The organism is Nocardiopsis nanhaiensis (genome assembly GCF_054778635.1).
In genome coordinates this window covers 1-23,941 of sequence record NZ_BAAGZJ010000089.1, presented here as the reverse complement: position 1 = coordinate 23,941, position 23,941 = coordinate 1, and the positions used below count along the sequence as shown (strand labels likewise).

The window sequence follows — 23,941 nt, the reverse complement described above, 5'->3', positions numbered from 1 at the left end:
AGACTTCACTCAAGGGAATCCGAGAACAGTCATGGCGAACTTCACCGCCGCGGACGTCAAGAAGCTGCGCGACGCGACCGGCGCCGGCATGATGGACTGCAAGAAGGCCCTGAACGAGGCCGACGGCGACTACGACAAGGCCGTCGAGGCCCTGCGGATCAAGGGCGCCAAGTCCGTCGACAAGCGCGCGGACCGCACCGCCGCCCAGGGCATGGTCGTCCTCAAGAAGGAGGGCGAGGGCAAGGCCACCCTCGTCGAGCTCCGCTGCGAGACCGACTTCGTCGCCAAGAACGAGCAGTTCATCGAGCTGGCCAACCAGGTCGCCGACTTCGTCGCCGCCCAGGACAGCGACGACCTCGTCGTCGCCGCCGCCGAGATCGAGTCGGGCAAGAGCCTCCAGGCCTTCATCGAGGGCAAGAGCGCCATCATCGGCGAGAAGCTCGAGCTCGGCCGGATCGCCAAGTTCGAGGGCGCCTACGTCGCCTCCTACCTGCACAAGTCCGACCCGGACCTGCCCCCGAGCATGGGCGTCCTGGTCGAGCTCGACCAGGTCAACGAAGAGGTCGGCAAGGACCTCGCCCAGCAGATCGCCGCCCTGGCGCCCAAGTACGTCGGCAAGGACGAGGTCCCCGAAGACGTGGTCGCCAACGAGCGCCGCATCGCCGAGGAGACCACCCGCGGCGAGGGCAAGCCCGAGCAGGCGATCCCCAAGATCGTGGAGGGCCGCCTCAACGGTTACTTCAAGGAAGTGACCCTCCTGGGGCAGCCGTTCGTGAAGGACAACAAGCAGACGGTCCAGAAGGTCGTCGATGCGGCCGGCGTGAACGTCAAGCGCTTCGTCCGCTTCAAGGTCGGCCAGGCCTAGGACTTTGACATGATGGAGGTGCCGGGGAGACTTCTCCCCGGCACCTTCGGTGGATATGGGTGGGTTCGGGCGGCAGCGTGTCCCCGACTGCCCGCAGCAGGAGCACTCGGGGGACCCTGTGCCACTCGGGGACAACAAGGGAGGCCGCAGGCCGTGTCGGAGAACGAAGCCATGACCACCGGACCCGCCATGCACGATTCCGGTTGGAAACGTGTCATGCTCAAGCTCTCGGGGGAGGCGTTCGCGGGCGACGGCGGTCTCGGGATCGAGCCCGAGGTCATCCAGTACCTGGGCGAGTCGATCGCCGAAGCGGTCTCCGAGGGCATTGAGGTCGCCGTCGTCGTCGGCGGCGGCAACATGTTCCGCGGCGCGCAGCTCACCGAAGGCGGGATCGAGCGCGGCCGCGCCGACTACATGGGGATGCTCGGCACCGTCATCAACTGCCTCGCCCTCCAGGACTTCCTGGAGCGCCTCGGTGTGGACACGCGCGTGCAGACCGCGATCCACATGAGCCAGGTCGCCGAGGCCTACATTCCGCGCCGGGCCGTCCGACACCTGGAGAAGGGCCGCGTCGTCATCTTCGGTGCCGGTCTGGGCGCGCCGTTCTTCTCGACCGACACCACCGCCGCCCAGCGCGCGCTGGAGATCGGCGCGCAGGCGGTCCTCAAGGGCACCCAGGTCGACGGTGTCTACGACGCCGACCCGCAGCGCAACCCGGACGCGGTCAAGTTCGACAAGCTCAACTACAACGAGGTCCTCACCCGCGGCCTCAAGGTCATGGACGCCACGGCCGTCAGCCTCTGCATGGACAACGGGCTGCCCATCGTCGTCTTCGACCTCATGAGCCAGGGCAACATCCTGCGCGCCGTCCGCGGTGAGAAGATCGGCACCATCGTCGGTCCGAGCTCCGCCTAGCCGGCGAGGGCCAGGCCGAGCCACAAAGCCACGAACACCCAGCCGAGAATCCGGGAGCGCCCACAATGATCGAAGAAACCCTCCTTGAGGCCGACGAGAAGATGGAGAAGGCCGTGACCGTGGCGAAGGAGGACTTCGCGACGATCCGAACCGGCCGTCCCACCCCGGCTACCTTCAACAAGATCACCGTCGAGTACTACGGTTCGCGCACGCCGCTCAACCAGTTGGCCTCCTTCTCGGTGCCCGAGCCGCGGATGGTCGTCATCTCCCCCTTCGACGTCAGCGCGCGTACCGAGATCATCAACGCGATCCGCAACAGCGACCTGGGTGTGAACCCCTCCGACGACGGCCAGGTCATCCGCGTGGTCTTCCCGGACCTGTCCGAGGAGCGCCGCAAGGAGTACGTGAAGGTCGCCCGCACCAAGGCCGAGGACGCCAAGGTGTCGATCCGGAACGTGCGCCGTCGCGCCAAGGACAGCTTCGAGAAGGCCGTCAAGGCCGGTGACCTCGGTGAGGACGAGGCGCACCGCGCCCAGACCGAGCTCGACGAGATGTCCCAGAAGTACGTCGCCGCCGTCGATGAGCTGTTGAAGCACAAGGAATCGGATCTTCTCGAGGTTTAGCCGGTGACCACACCTTCCAACGGCTCCGGAGGCGATGACCACTCGCCGGAGCACAGACCCGACGACAGCCCTCCGTCCGGGGCGGACACCGCCGATCCGGACGCGGAGGCCGGTCAGCGCTTCGTGCTGCACAAGCCGGGGGGTGAGCCGGTCAAGACCGGACGCAACCTCCCGGTGGCCATCGCCAGCGGGTGCGTCCTGGGCGCCCTCGTCTTCTTCTCGATCTTCCCCTGGCCACAGCTGTTCACGATCATCACGTCCCTGGGGGTGCTGATCGGGCTCCGCGAGCTCAACCGCGCCTTCAGCGGCAAGGGCACGACCCTCGCCGTGGTCCCGTTGGCCGTGGGCGGCGTGGCCATGCAGGCCGGAGCCTACTTCGGGGGCGCGGAGTGGTTGCTGGGCATCACCGCCCTCACCGCGATCGTCTGCTTGGTCTGGCGGTTGCGCGGCGGGGCGGAATGGTTCGTCGCCGACGCGTCGGCCAACCTGTTCACCCTCGTGTACCTGCCGTTCCTGCTGGCCACGTGGATGCTGCTCATCGCGCACCCCGAGGACGGCCAGTACCGGCTCGTCGTGTTCATCGTGGTGACGATCTCCAGCGACATCGGCGGTTACTTCGCCGGGATCCTTCTGGGCCGGCACAAGATGACGCCGGTGATCAGCCCGAACAAGACCTGGGAGGGCTTCGGCGGCTCCGTGGTGGCCTGTGCGGTGGCGGGCGCGCTGTGCGTGACCCTGCTGCTGGACGGCCCCTGGTGGGTCGGCGTGGTCCTGGGCCTGGCGGTCGTGCTGGCCGCGACGGTCGGCGACCTCATCGAGTCGCTCTTCAAGCGCGACCTGGGGGTCAAGGACATGGGCCGGTTCATGCCGGGCCACGGCGGGCTGATGGACCGCTTGGACTCGCTCCTCATCGCGGGCCCCGTGGTCTGGATCGTGCTCAGCCTCCTCCTCCCCTAAGGGGGCCCCGGCAGGCCCTCGGCCTCGTGGCACCCAGCGATCGGCTGGGCGCCACGAGACCGGGGGCCTCTGCCGTGTCCGGGGGCGGGGGATGTCAACGACGGGCCCAGGTCGATACGCTCTTCGGGTGGATGAACCGCTGATCGAACGAATGCGCGAGTACGGCGAGACGATCTTCGCCGAGATGACGCGCCTGGCCGTCGAGACCGAGTCCGTCAACCTGGGGCAGGGTTTCCCCGACACGGACGGGCCCCGTTCCCTCCTCGAGGGGGCGACCCGGCACATCATGGAGGGGGTGAACCAGTACCCGCCCGGGCCGGGACGCCCCGAGCTGCGCCAGGCGGTGAGCCGGTACCGTGCCCGCCACTACGGGCTGGACTTCGACCCGGAGACCGAGGTGTACGTGACCGTCGGCGCGACCGCCGGGATCGCCGCGTCACTTCTGGCCTTCGTGGAGCGCGGGGACGAGGTGGTCGTCTTCGAGCCGATGTACGACTCCTACGCGGCCATGATCTCCCTGGCTGGCGGTGTGCGCCGCTCCGTGGCGCTGCGCAGCGATCCGTCGAGCGGCCGCTTCACCTTCGACCCGGCCGAACTGCGCGCCGCCGTCACGCCGCGCACCAGGCTGATCATGGTGAACACCCCGCACAACCCCACCGGTGCGGTGTTCACCGCCGCCGAACTGGAGGAGATCGCCCAGGTGTGCCGCGAGCACGACCTGATCGCGGTCACCGACGAGGTGTACGAGTTCCTCACCTTCGACGGCCGCCCGCACGTGTCGCTGGCCACGCTGCCGGGCATGCGGGAACGGACGCTGTCGATCTCCTCGGTGGGCAAGACCTTCGCCGTGACCGCGTGGAAGACCGGTTGGGTCACCGGCCCCGAACCACTGGTCAAGGCTGTGCGCACGGTCAACCAGTTCCTCACCTTCTCCGCCAACGGCGCCCTGCAGCTGGCGATCGCCGACGCGCTCGACAACGAGGAGGAGTGGGTCCGGGAACAGTGCCGCTCACTCCAGGGCAAGCGCGACCGGCTCGCGGAGGGCCTGACCGCCGCCGGGTTCGACGTGAACCTGTGCGAGGGGACCTACTTCCTGATGGCCGACATCCGGCCGCTGGGTTACCTGGACTGCGAGGACGTCGCCCGCGCCCTGCCCGCGGAAGCGGGGGTGGCCGCGGTGCCCGCCAAGGTGTTCTACGACCACGAGGAGGAGGGGCGGCACCTGCTGCGCTTCGCCTTCTGCAAGCAGGACGAGGTCCTCGACGAGGCGGTCCAGCGCCTGACCGACTGGCACAAGCGCCAGGGTTGAGCCTGTGGAGGACCGGACCCCGGGGAAACCGCGCACGAGGCCGGCCCTGGGGACGTTCAGGCCTTCTGCTGGGCGGGTCCGAGTTTGCGTACGGCCGGGCTCGGCGCTGGGAGACGGTCGTCCCCGGATCGCTCGCTGTCGCTGCCGCCGCCGTGGAGCTGGGCGGTCAGGCGCGCGGAGGCGTCGGGGACGAAGGGCTCCAGCAGCCGGGCCAGCGTCCGGCAGGTCGCGACCAGTTCGGCCAGGACACCGTCCAGTGCCTCCGGGCCCGCTCCCTCCTTCCGCTCGGCGCGGGCCAGGGTCCACGGGGCCTGCTCCTCCACGTACCGGTTTCCCCCGTCTGCGAGCTCGACGACGGCGCCGGTCGCCGCGCGCAGGTCGAAGGCGTGCAGGGCCTCGGCCACCCGCTGCTCGGCCCTGGCACGGGCCGGTGCCCGGGTGCCATCGCCTCCTGGCGCGGAGGGCACCACTCCGGAGCGGTAGCGGTGCACCATGGCGACGGTCCGGTTCACCAGGTTGCCGATGTTGTCGGCCAGGTCCTCGTCGTGCCGTGTGACCAGGCGGGGTTCGGTGTAGTCGGTGTCGCCGGAGCGGCCCACGTCGCGCAGCAGCCACCACCGCAGCGCGTCGGTGCCGAACCGGTCGGCGATATCGGCGGGGTCTGCCGCTTTGCCCGCGGACTTGCTGATCTTCTCCCCGCCAGCGGTCAGGTACTCGTGCACGAGGACGGTGCTGGGCGGCCGGAGCCCGGCGGACAGCAGCATCGCGGGCCAGTACACGGCGTGGAACCGGAGGATCCCCTTGCCGATGACGTGCACGCGCTCGTCGGCGCCGGTCCACCAGTGGTCGAAACCGGCGGGGTCGGTGCCGTACCCCGGGCCGGTGATGTAGTTGGCGAGTGCGTCGTACCAGACGTAGACGACCTGTCCAGGGTCGCCGGGTACCGGGATGCCCCAGCCGCGTGCCCGGTCGGTGCTGCGGGAGAGGCTGAAGTCCTCCAGCCCCGACTCGATGAAGGCGAGCACCTCCCGCCTGCGGAAGTCTGGTTCGACGAGCAGCTCACCGGAGCTGACGAGGGCGTGCAGCCGCTCCTGGTACCGGCTGAGCCGGAAGAACCAGTTCTCCTCGGACACCTCCTCGGGGGCGGTGCGGTGCTCCGGGCACAGCCCGTCGGGCAGCTCGGCGGGCGGGTAGAACTGTTCGCACCCGGTGCAGTACCGGCCCGTGTAGCTCCGGAGATAGAGGTCGCCGCGTTCGGCACAGGTCTTCCAGAGCCGTTCGACGCCGGGCCGGTGGCGCGGGTCGAAGGCGGTGCGGACCGAGTCGTCGAACGACAGGCTCAGCGGCCCGGCGAGGTCGAGGAAGCGCCGGGAGACCAGGTCGACGTATTCGGGGGTGCTGACCCCTTCGGCACGTGCGCTGAGCACGTTCTTGAGGGCGTTGTCGTCGGTGCCGGTCTGGGCGCGGACCTCGTCCCCGCGCTGCCGCCGGTGCCGGGCGAGGGCGTCGGCCTGGACCAGTTCCAGGGCGTGGCCGATGTGCGGGGCACCGTTCACGTACGGAATGGCGGTGGTGACGTAGTAGCGGCTCATGGGCGGGCCTTTCCGGCCCCGCCGGGCCGCCCGCCTGGGAAGACCCGTTGGGGCCTTCCGCGGACAGGGGTTCAGCGCACGCAGTGAAGGCCGGATGACATCATCATCCGGCCCATCATGGCGACGCTGCGCGACTGCTGCATAGCCGCACTCTAACCCGTGCGGGTCATGGTGCGGGGATCTTTTTCCCCTTGGCTCTGGCGGACGTGGCATCGACGAGGCGTTCTTCGGAGTCCGGTCCGGCGGGACCCTGCCTGGTCAGGGCCTCCGGTTGCCGCCCGGCATCAGCCGCTCTTCGGTGCCGGGCGGACGGTGAGGATCTGCTCGGCCGTGCCGACCGGCCCGGTCACATCGTGCAGAACAGTGCTGGTCAGCCCTTGCCCGTTGGCACCGAACGCGACAGTGGTGTCCAAGCCGGTCCAGCCGCCCTCGGGCTGGCGGTACAGGTGGACGGTCAGGTCCAGGTTGGGGAACATCCACTCGGTGGGCGACTCGCGCACGGCGATGCCGTTGGCGGTGTCCACGTACCTGATGAAGGCGGCCGCCGGACCGGTGGCCTCCCCGGCGACCAGGTCGAGCGGGCTGCGGATCCAGGCGCTGGCACGGCCCGGCCGGGGTTCCCCGAGCGGCCGCACTTCCAGGGAGTCGATGTAGCCGCCCGGCCACACCAGGCCCATCTCCCACGGGGAGAGCTCCTCGGGAGGGGTGAGGGGTGCCGGTGCGCCGCCCGCCACCGTGCCGGTGTCCCAGGTGGCGAGGTACCAGGCACGGGCACGTACCGCCGTGCGGCCCGCGATGAGCACGGTGGCCTCGACCAGTTGAATGGTGCGGCCCGGCCGGACCGTCTCCACCCGGACCTCGCACTCCTCCAGGCCCAGCCGCCCCAGGATGTCGAAGCTGAGCCGGCCGAGTACCATGCCGGGGTTCTTCTCCGAGGCCGCATGGCGCTCGATGGCGTGCGTGATCAGACCGCCCAACGGGCTGAAGTGCTGCTCGTCGGGGGCCCACGCGCCGCCTGTGTGCACGGTGGGCTTGAAGCGGTGCTCGTCGATGCGCTCGTAGTAGCTGTCGCGAGCGCTGGTGTCGGTGTCCACGTCGGTACTCCTCCCAGAGTGAGAGCCACAGGCTAACGAGTCCGGCGGGGCGGACGGCGCACGCCCCTGACGGTCCACACCCACAGCCCGCGGACACGGTGTGTCCGGGACGAGCGGCCGAACAGCCCGCAGGTCCCGGAAGACAGGAGCTCCAGGGACCCGCTTGATGACGGTCCTGCTTCAAGAAGGCGGCTATCGCTGCGGTTCGAACCAGACCGCACCGAGCGGAGGCAGGGTGATCTCCGCCGAGTACGGCTGGCCGTGCCACTCCAACTCCCGGGCCTCCACGACCGCGGGCGCCTCGTACCCCGAACCGCCGAAGCGCGGCTCATCCGAGTTGAGCACTGCCGTCCACCGGCCCTCGGACGGCAGGCCGATACGCCAGCCCTGCCTCGGAACCGGGGAGAAGTTCACCGCGCAGGCCAGCACCGAACCGTCCTCCCCGTGCCGCAGGTAGCTCAGGGTGTTGCCCTGGGAGTCACCGCCGTCCAGCCAGCGGAAACCGGCGGGATCGGTGTCCAGGGACCACAGCGCCTGGCGCGGCCGGTAGCTGTCGTTGAGCACCTTGACGAGCCGCTGCGTTCCGGCGTGGTGGCCGAACTGCAGCAGCCACCACGGAACCCCGGCCTCGTGCGACCACTCGTCGCCCTGCGCGATCTCCGCGCCCATGAACAGCAGCTGCTTCCCCGGATGCGACCACATGAACGACAGCAGCGCCCGCAGGGTCGCCGCGCGCTGCCACTCGTCACCCGGCGGCTTGTTGAACAGCGCCCCCTTGCCGTGCACCACCTCGTCGTGGGACAGCGGCAGCACGTAGTTCTCGCTGTACGCGTAGACCATCGAGAACGTGATGTCGTTGTGGTGGTACTCGCGGTGGACCGGCTCCTTCTTCACGTACTCCAGGGAGTCGTGCATCCACCCCATGTTCCACTTGAGCCCGAAACCGAGCCCGCCCAGGTCGACGGGGGTGGTCACGCCCGTGTACGCCGTGGACTCCTCGGCGATCATCGCCACGTTCGGGTTGCGGCGGTACACCGTGGTGTTGAGCTCCTTGAGGAAGTCGATCGCCTCCAGATTCTCCCGGCCGCCGAACATGTTCGGCTCCCACTGCCCCGAGTCCCTCGAGTAGTCGAGGTAGATCATCGAGGCGACGGCGTCCACCCGGAGACCGTCGATGTGGAACTCCTCGAACCAGTACAGGGCGTTGGCGACCAGGAAGTTCCGCACCTCGGTGCGCCCGTAGTTGAAGATGAGCGTCCCCCAGTCCGGGTGCTCACCGCGGCGGGGGTCCGGGTGCTCGTACAGCGCGGTGCCGTCGAACCGGGCCAGCGCCCACTCGTCCTTCGGGAAGTGCGCCGGGACCCAGTCGAGGAACACCCCGATCCCGGCCCGGTGCAGCGCGTCCACCAGGTAGCGGAACTCGTCCGGGGTGCCGAACCGCGGCGTGGGCGCGTAGTAGGACGTGACCTGGTAACCCCAGGAACCGTCGAAGGGGTGGCCAGCCACCGGCAGGAGCTCCACGTGCGTGAAGCCCATGTCGCTGACGTACTCCACCAGCTGCTCGGACAGCTCCCGGTAACTCAGGCCGGGCCGCCAGGAACCCAGGTGCACCTCGTACACGCTCATCGGTGCGCGGTGCGGCTCCGTGCCCTTGCGCTCGGCCATCCACTCCTCGTCCGACCACACGTGTTCGGACACGGTGACCACCGACGCCGTGGCCGGGGGCACCTGGGTGCGCCGCGCCATCGGGTCGGCCTTGTCCCGCCAGCGCCCGTCGGCGCCGAGGATCTGGAACTTGTACAGGTCGCCGTCGCCCAGGCCGGGCACGAACAGCTCCCACACTCCGCTGGAACCGAGGCTGCGCATCGGGTGCGCGGTCCCGCTCCAGAAGTTGAAGTCGCCGACCACCCGTACCCCGCGTGCGTCCGGTGCCCAGACGGTGAAGCCCGTACCCGAAACCTCCCCCATGGAGCTGTCGGCCGCGGACACGTGGGCGCCGAGGACACGCCACAGCTCCTCATGGCGGCCCTCTCCGATGAGGTGCAGGTCCAGCTCGCCCAGGACGGGTGCGGCCCGGTAGGCATCGGCCCCGACCAGCTCGGGGCCGTCCTCCTCGTAGCGGACCGCGATCCGGTAGTCGTCGGCCTTCTTCGCGAGCCGGGCGGCGAACACACCCCGGTGGCGGTGGGGGAGTGCGACCCGGCTGCCGTCCGGAAGTACAGCGTGTACCTCGACGGCACCGGGGCGGAGGACGCGCAGGTCGCGGCCGTGCAGGCCGAGGACGGAGTGCGGGTCGTGGTGCCAGCCGTCCACCACCCGGTCGAGCTCGGCGGTCAGTTCGACGGAGAGCGGGGCCGTGGCCCTGGTGCGTTTCGCGGCGGGCTTCGCCGTTGACTTGGCGGCAGCCTGCCCCTTGGCCTTCTTCGCGGGTGCCTTCTTGGTAGCGGTCTTCTGCCGCACCGGCTTCTCCGCCGCTGGTTTCGCGGTCGCTTCGGCGCCCGCCGCTTCGGCTTGCGCGGATGTGTCGCTCTGACGCGGTGACAATGTGACTCCGTGATGGATTGTGGTGGTCGGGTGGCGGGGAGAGCGGTGCGGCGGCTGGAAGCGCGGGCGACGGTCACCGGCGGTCGCCGTGCGCGCACGGCGACCGCCGGGTGACGTCAGCCGGGTGCGGGCGGGACGGTGCCCGAAGAGACCGCTGCGCCCGATGAGACTGCCGGGCTCGCAGAGGTTGCTGTGGCGGCTGTGGCGATGGACTCCAGCGGCACGCGCAGCCAGTCCGGCCGGTTGCGGGCCTCGTACAGGACCTCGTAGACGGCCTTGTCGAACTCGAAGGCCCGCAGCACGGTCAAGTGCTTCTCCGGATCGGCGCCGCCGCCGTCGGCGTAACCGCGGCAGAACGCCTCCCGGTTGCGCCGCGCCCAGGCCCGCGCGGCCCACGACAGCTTCGGATCCTCCGGCTCCCCGACCAGCAGGTAGCCGGCGGCGTAGTCGAAGGAGCGCAGCATCCCGGCCACGTCCCGCAGCGGGCTGGACAGGCGCTGGCGGTCGCGTACCGGGACCGTTGGCTCGCCCTCGAAGTCGAGCAGTACCCACCCGGACTCGGGCCTGATGACCTGTCCCAGGTGGTAGTCGCCGTGTATGCGCTGGATCGGCAGCGGCTCGTCCACCCGGGCGAATTCGGCGTAGGCCTCCATCACCCGGGGCGCGTGTTCGGCCAGTTCGGGGACTTCCGCACTGGCCATGGCGAGGCGTTCCACCATGGCATCGGCCAGTTCCGCCGCAGAGGCCGGCGACAGGACGTCGGTGGGCAGCGCACGGGCCAGCGAGCTGTGCACCTCGGCGGTGGTCCGGCCGAGCCGGGCGGCCTCCTCGCTGAAATCGGCCTCCGCCCCGGCCAGCAGGGTGCGCACGTTCGCCGTGGCGAGGACCCACCCGTCCGTGGCGTCCGGGACGAAGGTCTGGAGGAGCGCCAAGGTGGTCGGGGCCGAGTGGCCGGACAGGTCGGCCTCGATCCACCCGCACGGGCGCGCCACGTACGGCGATCCCGAAAGCGCCATGTTCAGTTCCAGGTCCGGGTTGCGGCCGGGCCAGAGCCTGCGGAAGGTCTTGAGGACGTAGTCGCGCCCGTAGACCAGCGAGGTGTTGGACTGCTCGCCGGTGAGCATCCTCCCGGGACCGCAGGGGGTGACGGTGGTGTCCGGCAGCGTGCGGAACCGCACCCGGCCGCGCCGCCCCGTGTCCTCCTGGGCGGTGAACCTTTCCAGCAGTAGCGCCGTGAGCTGCGGGTCGTGGGCGGCGTCGTACACCACCCGGGGCCGCCCGCCCGCCACCTGGCACACCCCGATGGCGTCGCGGGCCAGGTTCGGCGGCAGCGACCGGGGCGGCCGTGACCCGAGCAGTACTTGGTAGCGGGAGCTGAGGCCGCGCTGTCCGGCCTGGATGACGAGAACGTTCAGGTCGGGTCCTCCGGGACCGGCCGAGACCAGGGTGTACCTGCTCTCGATCCGGACCTGGCGGATCGGGATCCCCTTGCCGGAGAACCACCGCTGCCGGGGAAGCCAGACGGCCAAGAGTTCTTCGAGCCGCGACATGTCAGAGAGGCCTGTATCCCTTCTCGCCACCGCCCCGGGACGGGGTGCCGGACGTCGTGGGTGCCGGGTGCCGGTGGCCGGTGTCGAAGGCGTCACGGGTACGGACCCCGGCTTCGGGCAGCCCGTAGGTGGGCAGTCCCTCATGGGCCACTTGGCCCGCACGGCCGTGGGAACCCTGGGAGCGCTGCCCGGGTTCCTGCTCCGGCGGCAGCTGGAACCAGTAGAAGCCGTGCCCCGGCAGCGTGAGCAGGTACGGGAGTTCGCCGATTTCCGGGAACCGCACCCCGCCCACGCACTCCACCGGACTCACACCGGCGTAGCGGGCCAGGTCCAGTTCCACGGGCTGCGGGAACCTGGAGAGGTTGTTGACGCACAGCATGCGGTCGTCGCCGTGTTCCCGGATGAACGCCAGCACGCTCGGGTTGGTCGCGTTGAGTTCGGCGAACGCGCCGGTACCGAACACGGGGTGGCGCTTGCGGATCTGGATCATCCGGCGCGTCCAGTTCAGCAGCGAACCCGGGTTGTCGCGCTGGGCCTCCACGTTGAGTGCCTGGTATCCGTAGACGGGGTCCAGGATCAGCGGGAGGTACAGGCGGGCGGGATCGCCGCGGGAGAACCCGGCGTTGCGGTCCGAGTTCCACTGCATGGGGGTGCGCACAGCGTCCCGGTCGCCCAGCCAGATGTTGTCGCCCATGCCGATCTCGTCGCCGTAGTAGAGGACCGGCGAGCCCGGGAGCGACAGCAGGAGCGCGTTGAAGAGCTCGATCTGGTTTCGGTCATTGTCCAGAAGGGGTGCGAGCCGCCGCCGAATCCCCACGTTCGCGCGCATGCGGGGTTCCTTGGCGTACTCCGCGTACATGTAGTCGCGCTCCTCGTCGGTGACCATCTCCAAGGTCAGCTCGTCGTGGTTGCGCAGGAAGATCGCCCACTGGCAGTTGCGCGGGATCTCCGGTGTCTGGGCGAGGACCTCCGAGATCGGGAAGCGCTGCTCCTGCCGGACCGCCATGAACATGCGCGGCATCAGCGGGAAGTGGAAGTTCATGTGGCACTCGTCGCCGCCGGACTCGAAGTCGCCGAAATAGTCGACGACCTCCGACGGCCACTGGTTGGCCTCGCTCAACAGCACCCGGTCCGGGTACAGGCGGTCCACCTCGGCACGGACCCGCTTGAGGAACTCGTGGGTCTCCTTGAGGTTCTCGCAGTTGGTGCCCTCGCGCTCGTACAGGTACGGCACGGCGTCCAGCCGGAACCCGTCGATACCCAGGTCGAGCCAGTAGCGCAGGACCCCCAGGATCGCCTCCTGGACCGCGGGGTTCTCGAAGTTGAGGTCCGGCTGGTGGGAGAAGAACCGGTGCCAGTAGTACTGGCCGCGCACCTCGTCGTAGGACCAGTTGGAGGTCTCCGTGTCGACGAAGATGATCCGCGCCTCCTCGTACCGGTCGTCGGTGTCCGACCAGACGTAGAAGTCGCCGTACGGTCCGTCCGGGTCCTCGCGGGAGGCCTTGAACCACGGGTGCTGGTCGCTCGTGTGGTTCATGACCAGGTCCGTGATGACGCGGATGCCGCGGCGGTGCGCCTCGTCCAGGAGCTCCACGAAGTCGGCGGTGTTGCCGAACTCCGGCAGGATCTTGAAGTAGTCCGAGATGTCGTATCCGCCGTCGCGCAGCGGTGACTCGTACATCGGCAGCAGCCAGACGCAGTCGATACCGAGCCACTGGAGGTAGTCCAGTTTCTGTACCAGCCCGGCGAGGTCGCCGGTGCCGTCGCCGTTGGAGTCGAAGAAACCCCGGGCGAGGACCTCGTAGAAGACGGCGTGCTTGAACCAGTGGGGGTCACTGGTACCACCTGAGGACATGAGCGGGCCGGTGGCGGCCCCGGTGGCTGGGGCGAGCGGACCGTGTTCCGTGTGCTCCTGGGCACCGGGGCCGGGCTCGTCGTTGCTCATCTACTGCTCCCCACCAAGAATGTTCGACGTCGGATCAACAGGGCCTGGGGAGGGGCGGTGGCACGACGGCCGTGCGGTACCCGCCCCTCCCGGTGCGTCATCTGCCGTTGACGGTGAACACGTGCGCGGGTCCGGTCGCCGGGTCGAGGCGGACGTAGTTGTCCGCCCGCCAGGTGTAGGTGCGGCCGGTCAGCTCGTCGGTCACCCTGAGGTCCTCCTCCCACGTGCGGCCGATGGACGGCAGGTCGAGGTGCACCGTGGCCTCGCGGGCGTGGTGCGGGTCGAGGTTGACGACGGCGATCACGGCGTCGTCGGGCTCACCGGCGGCGCCGGGGCGGTACTTGGAGAAACAGAGCAGTTCGGGCCGGTCCACGTGGTGGAAGCGCAGGTTGCGCAGCTCGCGCAGGGCCGGGTGGGCCCGGCGCAGCTCGTTCAGCCTGGTGATCAGCGGGGCGATGGTGTCACCCGAGGCCTCGGCCGCCGCCCAGTCGCGGGGCCGGTACTCGAACTTCTCCGAGTTCAGGTACTCCTCGCTGCCCGGGGCGGCGGGGGTGTTCTCGCACAGCTCGAAGCCCGCGTAGATGCCCCACGTGGGCGAGAGCAACGACGCGAGTACGGCGCGCGCCTCGAAGGCGGGCCGACCGCCCTCCTGGAGGTAGGCGTTGAGGATGTCCGGGGTGTTGGCGAAGAAGTTCGGGCGCAGGTAGTGGGCGGTTTCCCGGCTCAGTTCGGTGAGGTAGCCGGTGAGCTCGTCCTTGCCGTTGCGCCAGGTGAAGTAGGTGTACGACTGGTGGAAGCCGACCTTGGCGAGGGTGCGCATCATCGCGGGGCGGGTGAAGGCCTCGGCGAGGAAGAGCACGTCCGGGTCGCGCTTGGCGACGTCGGCGAGCAGCCGCTGCCAGAAGGCGACCGGTTTGGTGTGCGGATTGTCGACGCGGAAGATCCGGACGCCGTGGTCGATCCAGTGCCGCACCACGCGCAGGCACTCGGCGTAGAGGCCCTCGAAGTCGTGGTCGAAGCAGAGCGGATAGATGTCCTGGTACTTCTTGGGCGGGTTCTCGGCGTAGGCGATGGAACCGTCGGCCCGCTTGCTGAACCACTCGGGGTGCTGGGCCACCCAGGGGTGGTCGGGTGAGCACTGGAGCGCCAGATCGAGGGCGATCTCGAGGCCGTGCTCTTGCGCTTCGGCAACGAACGTGTCGAAGTCGGCGAGGGTGCCCAGGTCCGGGTGGACGGCGTCGTGGCCGCCGTCGGCCGAACCGATCGCCCACACGGACCCCGGATCTCCGTCCTGCGCCTGGAGGGAGTTGTTCCGGCCCTTGCGGTGGGCCTTCCCGACAGGGTGGATCGGGGGCAGGTAGACCACGTCGAAACCCATGTCGGCGATGGCCGGGAGGCGTTTGGCGGCGGTCGCGAAGGTTCCGGAGACCTCCTGGCCGGGCACGGTGTCGACCTGTGCGCCCTCGGAGCGGGGGAAGAACTCGTACCAGGAGCCGAAGAGCGCCCGTTCGCGGTGGACGACGACCTTGGTGCGCTTGGACCTGGTCACGAGCTCGCGTAGCGGCTTGCGCTCCATCTCGGCGAGCACATCGGGGGTGACGGCGGCCCCGAAACGCTCCATCGGCGTCAGGGAGGTGTCGCGCAGCGTCTTCGCGGCCCTGGTGAGGGCGGGGACCCGGGGGGTGCGGCGTCCTGCCCGCGCCAGCAGGCGGGCGCCCTCCTCCAGCACGAGTTCGGTGTCGGTGTCCAGAGGGAGCTTCACGCGGGCGGCGCGGAGCCAGGTGGTGAGCGGGTCGGTCCAGGACTCGACGGAGAACGACCAGTTCCCCTCGGCGGGAAGGCTGATCTCCGCCTCGTAGCGGTCGGTCCCGGGTGCCTTCTCGCGCATGGGGACGAGCGCCTGGCGGCGGCCGTCGGGGGAGTGGACCACAACGCCGGCGGCGAGGGAGTCGTGGCCCTCCCGGATCACCGTCGCGCCCACGGTGAAGCGTTCTCCGGGAACGGATTTCACCGGGCCCAGGTTGTTGTCTGGAGAGATTTCGAGGATGGGCAGGCGTCCGATCACTGGCTACACCGTAATTGTCGTGTTTCGGGCGATATGGGGTGATGTGTGGATGGTGTTTTGATGGCGCGCCGATGGCGCACGGGTGTCGAAGAGTGGAAATAACCGGAAGTTCATCTAGCGCAAGACGGAGTTAACGAAGTGCTGGATCAGAAACTGTCCGGATTGCCGCTTCGGTGCCCTCCGCTGTCTATCGTCTGCCCTCTAGTGGGGTTTGGCGGTGTGTTGGGGCCGGATTATTTATGTGATCCTCATCACACTGGTCGGCAGCGCCAGGACCTGGTATTTGCCCGATTTCGCCCTGTCAAACTTCGCAAATCGGGCATGAGGGGCCACCTGATTCAGACGTCCCTGTGGTTGTTTTCCGGTTCTCCGTCATGACAAGTCAGAAAATTAATACCCGATGTTGTCCCGGGGTTCGGGGTGGGTAGGGATGACCGAATGCACCCGGTGGTTGCGGGGTCGTATTCCGGACATCCCCTTGCGTCCGATGGGTCTCCTAAGAACCATTCGCCCCACATTCGGTCGGCCTGCTTTGTGCTGCTCCCGGATTTGTTGGTCGACTCGTCTTGATGTCGAGAAAAAGGATGGTCGTTTTCGTCTGATGTGCGAGTGATCGCGCCACATGGTCGATCTGAGGGCTTTGCCGGGGATTGAGGAAGCTTTTCGGTGACACGCCCGTTATGGCGGACTTCCCTTTGCGCGGCCCTTGGGAAGGTGGTCGACGCAGTGTCCGTCCTGCCTGGCAGGCGGGCAGCACACGGCCGTAGGGGGGCGACGTGACGGAGTCGAACCAGGGTGGTCTGTTCACTGGGAGGGCACAGGAACTCCTCAGGAGTGACCTGCTGAAGGGGCGGGGCGGTACGCTCCTGCGCCTGTCGGGGTTGAGCGTGCTCGCCGGGCTCCTGACAGCCGCCCTGATCATGCCGTGGGCGGGCGGGCTCGGGGTGGTCTCCAGGGACGCGGCCGCCGGGTTCATGGACCTGCCCGGCGACCTCGACGTCCCCCACCCCTCGTCCCGGATCCTCCTCACCGACGACGCCGGAGAGCCCTTCGGCGAGGTCGCCGAACGGGAACGCGAGGTGGTCGGGCTCGACGACATCAGCCCGTGGGTGACCTCGGCCCTGATGGCGATCGAGGACGACCGCTTCTACGAGCACAGCGGCCTGGACCTGCGCGGTGTGACCCGCGCCGCGCTGCGCACTGCCCAGGGCGACCTGCAGGGCGGCTCGACCATCACCCAGCAGTACGTGAAGAACCTCCTCATCGAGAGCGCTGAGAACGAAGAGGAGCTGGAGGAGGCCAGTTCGCGGACCCTGAGCCGCAAGCTCGTCGAGCTGCGCTACGCCATCGACGTCGAGGAGCGCCTCACCAAGGACGAGATCCTGGAGGGCTACCTGAACCTCTCCTACTTCGGTTCGGGCGCGCACGGCATCGAGGTCGCCGCCAAACGGTACTTCTCCGTGTCCGCGGCCGACCTGGACCCCGGGCAGGCCGCCCTGCTGGCCGGCCTGGTACGCGGCCCCTCCTTCTACGACCCGCTCAACAACCCGGAGGAGGCGGTGGAACGCCGTGACCTGGTGCTGGACCGGATGGTCGCGACCGAGATGCTCGACGCTGACGAGGCCGCCGAGTACCAGGACGAGGGCCTGGGTATCGACGCCACCCCGCGCGGGGGCAGCTGCGCCGAGAGCGACTACCCGTTCTTCTGCGACTACGTCATGCACTGGCTGCGGAGCTCGGACCTGCTCGGCGACACCGCCTCCGAGCGCGACCAGCGCATCTCCCAGGGCGGCTTCACCGTCCAGACCACGCTCGACACCGACGCGCAGGACTCCGCGCAGGACGCCATCGACAACCGGGTCCCCTACGAGGACTCCACCAAGTTCGCCGCGCAGGCGCTGGTCGAACCGGGCACCGGCCGCGTACGCGGCTTGGCGCAGAACCTGCGCCACGGTTTCGACGACGAGCAGGTCGGCAGCACCTCGATCAACCTCGCCGTCGACCAGGACGACGGCGGCTCCACCGGCTTCCAGGCGGGCTCGACCTTCAAGACGTACACGCTGGCCGCCGCCCTGGACCAGGGCCTGGGGTACGGCACCAGCTTCGACTCGCCGAAGAGCCTGTCGGTCAGCGGCATGTCCAACTGCGAGGGCGGCACGATGTCCTCGTGGAGTGTGCGCAACGCCGGTGAGAGCGACGAGGGCAGCCACAACATGATCAGCGCCACCAAGGGTTCGGTGAACACCTACTTCGCCCAGCTCCAGCGGCGCGTGGGCCTGTGCGCCACCGCGGAGATGGCCGAGAAGGCCGGTGTGTACCGGGCCGACGGCGAGGAGCTCGGGGTGTGGAGTTCCTTCACCCTCGGCGACCAGGAGGTGTCGCCGCTCAACGTGGCCGCCTCCCACGCCACCTTCGCCGCCCGGGGTGTGTACTGCGTGCCCCGCCCGGTGCGCGCCGTGAGCGAGGACGGAACCGATGAGCGAGTCAGCACCGAGTCCGAGTGCGAGCAGACAGTGGAGGAGAGCGCCGCGGACGGCGTCAACCACCTGCTGCAGCAGACCTTCGACGGCGGTACGGCCAACGGCCTGGGCCTCAGCCGTCCGGTCGCCGGAAAGACCGGGACCACCGACAACGCCGCCTACGCCTGGTTCGTCGGGTACACGCCCAACCTCTCTTCCGCGGTGGCCGTCGGCGACGTGCGCGGCGGCGAACAGAACCCGCTCCAGGGCGTGACCATCGGCGGCAGCTACTACGGGATCGTGTACGGCGGCACACTGCCCGGCCAGATCTGGCAGGAGACCATGCGCGGCGCCACCGCTCCGCTGCCGTCGGAGGGCTTCGCGGGTTCGCCGGGGGCCTTCGGCGACCCGGACGCCGAGCCGCCCAAGTCCGACGACGATGACGGCGATGACGACGACTCGGACTCCGACGCCTGAGGCGGGGCTTTCGGGCGTCTTTCTGGGGCCTCCGGGCGTTCCGGCGAAGAGCCGAAAGGGGATCTGTGGGGTGGAAACACCCCACAGATCCCCTTGTTGGCGCATAATAGAGAGATACCGACAGGGGAGCGCGAGAGCGCTGAGAGTGCGGCACCCCGCCGCAGACCCTTACACACCTGATCTGGGTCATGCCAGCGAAGGAAGTCATAGGAACCCGTCACCGTGCACGTGCCCTCACATGCGCCCGTTGACGCTCCTAGCTGCATGGGCCCTCGTCACCCCCGACGAAGGGACATTACCGACATGAGTACAGGCAACAACCCCGGCGCCGGACCCGGCACCGGCGCTACGAGCGGATCCGAGCCAACCGGGTTCATCCAGGAGGTGCGCGCCAAGTTCCGGAGCTGGCGCACCGTCGACATCGTTGTGGCCGCCGTGATCGGTGTCGCTATCGGCGTCGTCTTCTGGCTGTGGAACCTCGTCTGGTCGGTCACGTACCCGCTGTTCGTGGCCTTCCCGCCCGGCCATGCCGTCATCTACGGCATGTGGCTGATCTCCGGCGTGCTCGGAGGCCTGATCATCCGTAAGCCCGGTGCGGCTCTGCTCACCTCGATCGCTGCTGCCTCCGTGTCGGCGATCCTGGGCACGCAGTGGGGGATGCAGGTCATCCTGGCCGGCACCATGCAGGGCCTCCTGGCCGAGCTGGTCTTCCTCGCCTTCGCCTACAAGCGCTGGACCATGGGCGCGGCCGTGCTCGCGGCCGCTGTGTCCGCGCTCTCCCCAGCCGTACGCAACAACATCGTTACCAACGTCACCTGGCCGCTCCACTACCAGTTGATCTTCGGAGTGATCGTGGTGATCAGCGCCGGCCTGATCGCCGGAGTGGGCGCGCGAGTGCTCACCACCGCGCTCGCCAAGTCCGGCGCGCTCGCCCCCTTCCCGTCAGCCAAGGGCTGACCGATGGCCGAATCAAGCGCACACGGAGCACGCGTCGAGCTCTCCGGCTGGGGGTGGAAGCACTCGGGCCGGGACACCTACGCGCTGCGTGGGGTGGACCTGACCATCGAGCCCGGCCAGCGCGTGCTGCTGCTCGGCGCCTCCGGTGCGGGCAAGTCCACCCTTCTGCACTCCTTGGCCGGGCTCACCGGTGAAGACGGCGCCATCAGCGGCGATCACGAAGGTTCGCTGCTTGTGGACGGTTGCCCCGCACACCGGGGGCGGGGCGGGGTCGGGCTGGTCAGTCAGGACCCCGATACCCAACTGGTGATGGCCCGCGCCGGGGACGACGTGGCGTTCGGGCTGGAGAACCTGGGCGTCGCCCCGGAGCAGATCTGGCCCCGCGTGGAGCGGTCCCTGTCCGAGGTGGGCTTCCCCTATGGCCTCCGCCACTCCACCGGTGCGTTGTCCGGCGGAGAGAAACAGCGGTTGGTCATCGCGGGGGCGTTGGCCATGCGTCCGCGTCTGCTGCTGCTGGACGAGCCCACCGCCAACCTCGACCCCGCCGGCGCCGAGCTCGTTCGAGTCCTGCTGTCCCAGCTACTGGCCGAGACCGAGGCGACCCTCGTGCTGGTCGAGCACCGGGTCGCCGACGTCGTGGACCTGGTGGACCGGGTCGTGGTGGTGGAACCGGGCGGAGGGGTGATCGCTGACGGGGCACCGCGCACCGTGTTCGCCGAGCACGGTCGCTCCCTGGCCGACCAAGGTGTGTGGATCCCGGGGAACGAGCCCGCACCCGAACTCTCACCCGCGCCTGGCGGGGCGCCCGTGGCCGAGACCGTGGACGTCGTGGCCCGCACACCCTTCCAAGTGGGTGTGCGGGCCACGCCCCGACGCACCGTGCTCAAGGAGGTGAACGTCGCCCTGGCGGCGGGTACCGCCACCGCCCTGACCGGACCCAACGGCGCGGGCAAGTCCACGCTCCTGACGATGCTGGCCGGTCTGGTCAAACCCCATCAGGGCCAGGTGTTGCCGCGCGGGCGTTTGGCGGACGCGGATCGGCGTCCGCTCGTTCGCTGGCCGGCGAGGAGGCTCGCCCGGCACGTGGGTACGGTCTTCCAGCACTCCGAGGACCAGTTCGTCACCACCACCGTCCAAGAGGAACTCCGCTTCGCCCCCCTGCGCGCCGGGATGGGCGAGGCCGAGACGGACCGCTGGGTGGGCGAGCTGATGGAACGCTTGCGACTGACCAAGCTCGCCGGAGTGCACCCGTACACGCTCTCCGGTGGCGAGAAACGGCGCCTGTCCGTGGCGACGGCGCTCAGCTCCGGCCCCGCGCACGCACCCGACATGCTGGTTCTGGACGAACCGACCTTCGGCCAGGACACCCGGACCTGGACGGAGCTGGTGGAGTTGCTGGGGGCCTTGCGGACCGAAGGCCGGGCCGTGGTCATGGCCACGCACGACGGGCTGCTCCAACGCCATCTGACCGACGCGCGCGTGCGCGTGGCCGACGGTCGAGCTCGGCAGGAGCCAGACCCTCCGGCGACCGTCACCGCCGCCCCCTCGCTCAACGGACCGGACCGGGAGGCGGGCACATGACCGCTCAGAACACCGAGCAGAAGACCGCGGGGACTGAGGGCGGGGACACCCTGACCCTGGACGTGCCCGAAGGCGGTGGCGCCCGCTACTGGCTCATGGGTCGGAACCCGGCCGCCAAACTGCTGGCCGCGATGTTGATCGGGCTCGGGCTGGTCCCGGCCGTGGACGGGGTCACGGGCGGCGTGGTCCTGCTCGCCGTCCTGTTGATCGTGCCGTTCAGCGGCGTCGATCGGCGCACCCTACTCGTCCTGTGCGGTCCCTTCCTCCTGATGGGGCTCACCACCGGGTCGGTCAACTACCTGTACGGGGAACACGGTCTGGAGGGTGCGGCGGGTGCGGCAGTGCGCCTGCTCGCCATCGCCCTGCCCGGGCTGCTCGCCGCGATCACCAGCGACCCCACAGACATGGCCGACAGCCTGGTGCAGAAGCTCAGGGTGCCCGAGCGCCCCGCCATGGGGGTACTCGCGGCGCTGCGGCTCATCCCGCTGCTCGCCGACCAGTGGCGGACCATCACGCTGGCCCGCCGGGCCCGGGGCCTGGAGGCCGGGCGGAACCCGGTGCGGATCGTCACGCTGTTCTTCGGAAGACTGTTCGCTCTGCTGGTGCGCTCCATCCGGACCGGAACACTGCTGGCCACGGCGATGGACGCGCGCGCCTTCGGCACCGGAAGGCGCAGCCACGCCCGGCACAGTCGCTGGCGCACGGCCGACACACTCCTGCTTGCGGGCGCCGCCGCACTGCTGGTGACCGCCTACACCGTCTCTGCGCAGCTGGGGACCCTGGTGCTGCTGTTCGGCTGACCCGGGTGATAGGTAACGGGGGACACTGATGTCGAAGCGAAGAGGGTGTACAACGTGGGCGAGTTCGTGCGTGTCGAGGCCGACCCGGAGAACCCGGCGGTGGCCGTCATCCGGCTGGACCGTCCCAAGGCGCTGAACGCGCTGAACGGCCAGGTCACCAAGGAGATCGCGGAGGCGGCGGCCACCGTGTCGGCGGACTCCGCCGTGCGCGCCGTCGTTCTCTACGGCGGTGAACGGGCGTTCGTGGCCGGGGCCGACATCAAGGAGATGGCCGACCTCACCCACGCCCAGATGCTGGAGTACTCGCGGGCGCTCCAGAACGCGCTGACCGCGGTCGCCCGTATCCCCAAGCCCGTCGTGGCGGCGATCAGCGGCTTCGCGCTGGGTGGCGGCTGCGAGCTGGCGCTGTGCGCGGACTTCCGGGTCGTGGGCACCAAGGCCAAGATCGGCCAGCCCGAGATCCAGCTGGGCGTCATCCCCGGCGCGGGCGGTACCCAGCGCCTGCCGCGCCTGGTGGGCCCGGCCAAGGCCAAGGACCTGGTCTTCAGCGGCCGCCACGTGCGCTCTGACGAGGCCAAGGAGATCGGTCTCGCCGACAGGGTCGTGGCCGACGAAGAGGTCTACTCGGCCGCCGTCGCCCTGGTCGCCAAGTACGTGGACGGCCCGGCCGTCGCGCTGGGCGCCGCGAAGGAGGCGATCGACAGGGGTCTGGAGACCGACCTGGACACCGGCCTGGAGATCGAGCGCCTCCAGTTCTCCGGCCTCTTCGCCACCGAGGACCAGAAGACCGGCATGCGCAGCTTCATCGAGCAGGGGCCCGGCAAAGCCGCCTTCAACGGCCGCTGAGGGGGCTGTGCGAACAGTTCGGGGCGGGTAGTGTCGAAGCGTTCGCCTCGGCACGCCGCCCCGCTCTTCCCCTTCACTTTGTGTTTCCGCGCCGTCACCTGGATTTTTTGTCGAGTCAAGCGGTGATGCGGGACGCAGGGAAGACGTCCGGATTCGGCCAATGAGGGGGGCTGGCGGGGAACCGCTCACGCGGATTTTCCGTCATACTCGTCAATGGTCGTCCCAGGACGGACGGTCCGTCCGGAGCCCCCGGTGGTGCGCGCCGCCCCCACACTCTCCGGCGGAATCCAAGAGACCACACGGGCCCCTCAAGGGGCCGTACAAGCCAATGTTGACCCATCCCCCCGGCCGATAAACTGGACGCGGCGGTATGCGGTCTTTTGAGGGGATGAGTTCTCGATGGCAATGTCGGCAGGTTTCCCCACGGGTGAGGAGCTGCCGGAGCGCATCGGCCACTACGTGATCCGTCGTCGCATCGGTGCGGGCGGGATGGGCGTGGTGTACCAGGCCGAGGACCCCCGGACTGAGCGGTTCGTCGCGGTGAAGGTTCTCAAGCCCGAGGTCGCCGGCGACCACATCGCGCGCGCCCGGCTCGCCCGCGAGGTCGAGACGATGCGCCGTGTGCAGAGTCCCAACGTGGCCGAGGTCATCGACGCGGACACCCAGGCCGAACTGCCCTGGGTGGTCACCGAGTACATCCCCGGGCCCACTCTGGACGCGACCGTCACCGACCACGGCCCCCTGCGCGGTCGCGCTCTGACCCGTTTCGTCGCCGGAATGGCCCGGGCGATCAAGGACATCCACGCGGTGGAGGTGATCCACCGCGACCTCAAGCCCGGCAACGTGATCATCTCCAACGGCGAGCCGATCGTCATCGACTTCGGTATCGCCCACGCCGTGGACGGCGCCAAGCTGACCCAGACCGGCACGTTCGTCGGTACGCCCAGCTACCTGTCCCCGGAGGTCATCGAGGGCACGGACCTGGGTTCGGCCACGGACGTGCACGCCTGGGGCGGCACCGTGGCCTTCGCGTCGACCGGACGGCCGCCGTACGGAGCGGGTTCGTTCGAGGTCATCTTCTTCCGGATCCTCAACGGCGAGATCGACATGGACGGGATGCACGAGGCGCTGCGCCCGCTCGTGAACCGCGCGGTCGCCCGGGACATGGCGCAGCGGCCCACTGCCGCCGAACTGGTCGCCGAGACCAGCCGGCTCAACCTCGACCTGCCCTGGAGCGAGCCCGCCGCGACCAACCAGTCCACGGGGCTGACCGGAAACCACACGATGCAGGGCCCCGCTCCGGGGCACGGGCACGGCGGCGCGGCGCCCGGTGGCCGCTCCTCGGGCCCGGGTGGTGCGGCC

17 protein-coding genes and 1 riboswitch are annotated in these 23,941 nt (G+C 69.3%); of the genes, 11 read left to right on the top strand and 6 right to left on the bottom strand.

Features of this window, described 5'->3' with window-relative positions:
• Window positions 1-31 precede the first annotated feature (31 nt).
• The 5 genes from tsf (at window position 32) to ACYVD1_RS29170 (ending at window position 4,669) form a co-directional block, all read left to right on the top strand.
• Window positions 32-865, top strand: a complete 834-nt coding sequence (tsf, locus tag ACYVD1_RS29190) for a translation elongation factor Ts (RefSeq protein WP_460777726.1) — start codon at window positions 32-34, stop codon at window positions 863-865.
• A 171-nt stretch (window positions 866-1,036) separates the two neighbouring features.
• On the top strand, window positions 1,037-1,780 hold the full coding sequence (gene pyrH / locus ACYVD1_RS29185; protein WP_460758489.1) for a UMP kinase: 744 nt from the start codon (window positions 1,037-1,039) through the stop codon (window positions 1,778-1,780).
• Window positions 1,781-1,845: 65 nt separating this feature from the next.
• Window positions 1,846-2,403 (top strand): ribosome recycling factor, encoded by a 558-nt coding sequence (frr, locus tag ACYVD1_RS29180; protein WP_460777725.1) that lies wholly within the window; start codon window positions 1,846-1,848, stop codon window positions 2,401-2,403.
• 3 nt (window positions 2,404-2,406) lie between these two features.
• Window positions 2,407-3,360 carry a phosphatidate cytidylyltransferase gene (locus tag ACYVD1_RS29175; protein ID WP_460777724.1) on the top strand — a complete coding sequence of 318 codons (954 nt, stop codon included), beginning with the start codon at window positions 2,407-2,409 and terminating at the stop codon, window positions 3,358-3,360.
• Window positions 3,361-3,487: 127 nt separating this feature from the next.
• Entirely contained in the window at window positions 3,488-4,669 is a 1,182-nt protein-coding gene (locus ACYVD1_RS29170; protein WP_460777723.1) for a pyridoxal phosphate-dependent aminotransferase, read from the top strand.
• Between the two features lie 56 nt (window positions 4,670-4,725).
• Here the strand turns inward: ACYVD1_RS29170 and metG are convergent, their stop codons facing one another.
• The 6 genes from metG to ACYVD1_RS29140 form a co-directional block, all read right to left on the bottom strand.
• Complete coding sequence (gene metG / locus ACYVD1_RS29165; protein WP_460777722.1) at window positions 4,726-6,261, bottom strand: methionine--tRNA ligase; 1,536 nt, start codon at window positions 6,259-6,261, stop codon at window positions 4,726-4,728.
• Between the two features lie 284 nt (window positions 6,262-6,545).
• On the bottom strand, window positions 6,546-7,355 hold the full coding sequence (locus ACYVD1_RS29160) for a thioesterase family protein (protein ID WP_460777721.1): 810 nt from the start codon (window positions 7,353-7,355) through the stop codon (window positions 6,546-6,548).
• A gap of 192 nt (window positions 7,356-7,547) precedes the next feature.
• Complete coding sequence (gene glgB / locus ACYVD1_RS29155) at window positions 7,548-9,692, bottom strand: 1,4-alpha-glucan branching protein GlgB (protein WP_460777733.1); 2,145 nt, start codon at window positions 9,690-9,692, stop codon at window positions 7,548-7,550.
• 323 nt (window positions 9,693-10,015) lie between these two features.
• Window positions 10,016-11,449 carry a maltokinase N-terminal cap-like domain-containing protein gene (locus ACYVD1_RS29150; protein ID WP_460777719.1) on the bottom strand — a complete coding sequence of 478 codons (1,434 nt, stop codon included), beginning with the start codon at window positions 11,447-11,449 and terminating at the stop codon, window positions 10,016-10,018.
• 1 nt (window position 11,450) lies between these two features.
• Complete coding sequence (gene treS, locus ACYVD1_RS29145; protein ID WP_460777718.1) at window positions 11,451-13,394, bottom strand: maltose alpha-D-glucosyltransferase; 1,944 nt, start codon at window positions 13,392-13,394, stop codon at window positions 11,451-11,453.
• A gap of 97 nt (window positions 13,395-13,491) precedes the next feature.
• Window positions 13,492-15,459, bottom strand: coding sequence for an alpha-1,4-glucan--maltose-1-phosphate maltosyltransferase (locus ACYVD1_RS29140; RefSeq protein ID WP_460777717.1), 1,968 nt, complete (start codon window positions 15,457-15,459; stop codon window positions 13,492-13,494).
• Between the two features lie 776 nt (window positions 15,460-16,235).
• Between ACYVD1_RS29140 and ACYVD1_RS29135 the strand changes: the two genes are divergently transcribed.
• From ACYVD1_RS29135 to ACYVD1_RS29110, 6 genes are all read left to right on the top strand, one after another.
• Entirely contained in the window at window positions 16,236-18,395 is a 2,160-nt protein-coding gene (locus ACYVD1_RS29135) for a transglycosylase domain-containing protein (protein ID WP_460777716.1), read from the top strand.
• 112 nt (window positions 18,396-18,507) lie between these two features.
• A riboswitch (TPP riboswitch) is annotated at window positions 18,508-18,615 on the top strand.
• A gap of 83 nt (window positions 18,616-18,698) precedes the next feature.
• Complete coding sequence (locus tag ACYVD1_RS29130) at window positions 18,699-19,352, top strand: ECF transporter S component (protein ID WP_460777715.1); 654 nt, start codon at window positions 18,699-18,701, stop codon at window positions 19,350-19,352.
• 3 nt (window positions 19,353-19,355) lie between these two features.
• Window positions 19,356-20,933, top strand: a complete 1,578-nt coding sequence (locus tag ACYVD1_RS29125; RefSeq protein WP_460777714.1) for an ABC transporter ATP-binding protein — start codon at window positions 19,356-19,358, stop codon at window positions 20,931-20,933.
• Window positions 20,930-21,733, top strand: coding sequence for an energy-coupling factor transporter transmembrane component T family protein (locus ACYVD1_RS29120; protein WP_460777713.1), 804 nt, complete (start codon window positions 20,930-20,932; stop codon window positions 21,731-21,733). Before ACYVD1_RS29125 ends, ACYVD1_RS29120 begins: the two co-directional genes overlap by 4 nt.
• A 45-nt stretch (window positions 21,734-21,778) precedes the next feature.
• Window positions 21,779-22,579 (top strand): enoyl-CoA hydratase/isomerase family protein, encoded by an 801-nt coding sequence (locus ACYVD1_RS29115; RefSeq protein ID WP_460777712.1) that lies wholly within the window; start codon window positions 21,779-21,781, stop codon window positions 22,577-22,579.
• A 399-nt stretch (window positions 22,580-22,978) separates the two neighbouring features.
• A partial coding sequence (locus ACYVD1_RS29110; protein WP_460777711.1) for a serine/threonine-protein kinase occupies window positions 22,979-23,941 on the top strand: 963 nt, incomplete at its 3' end.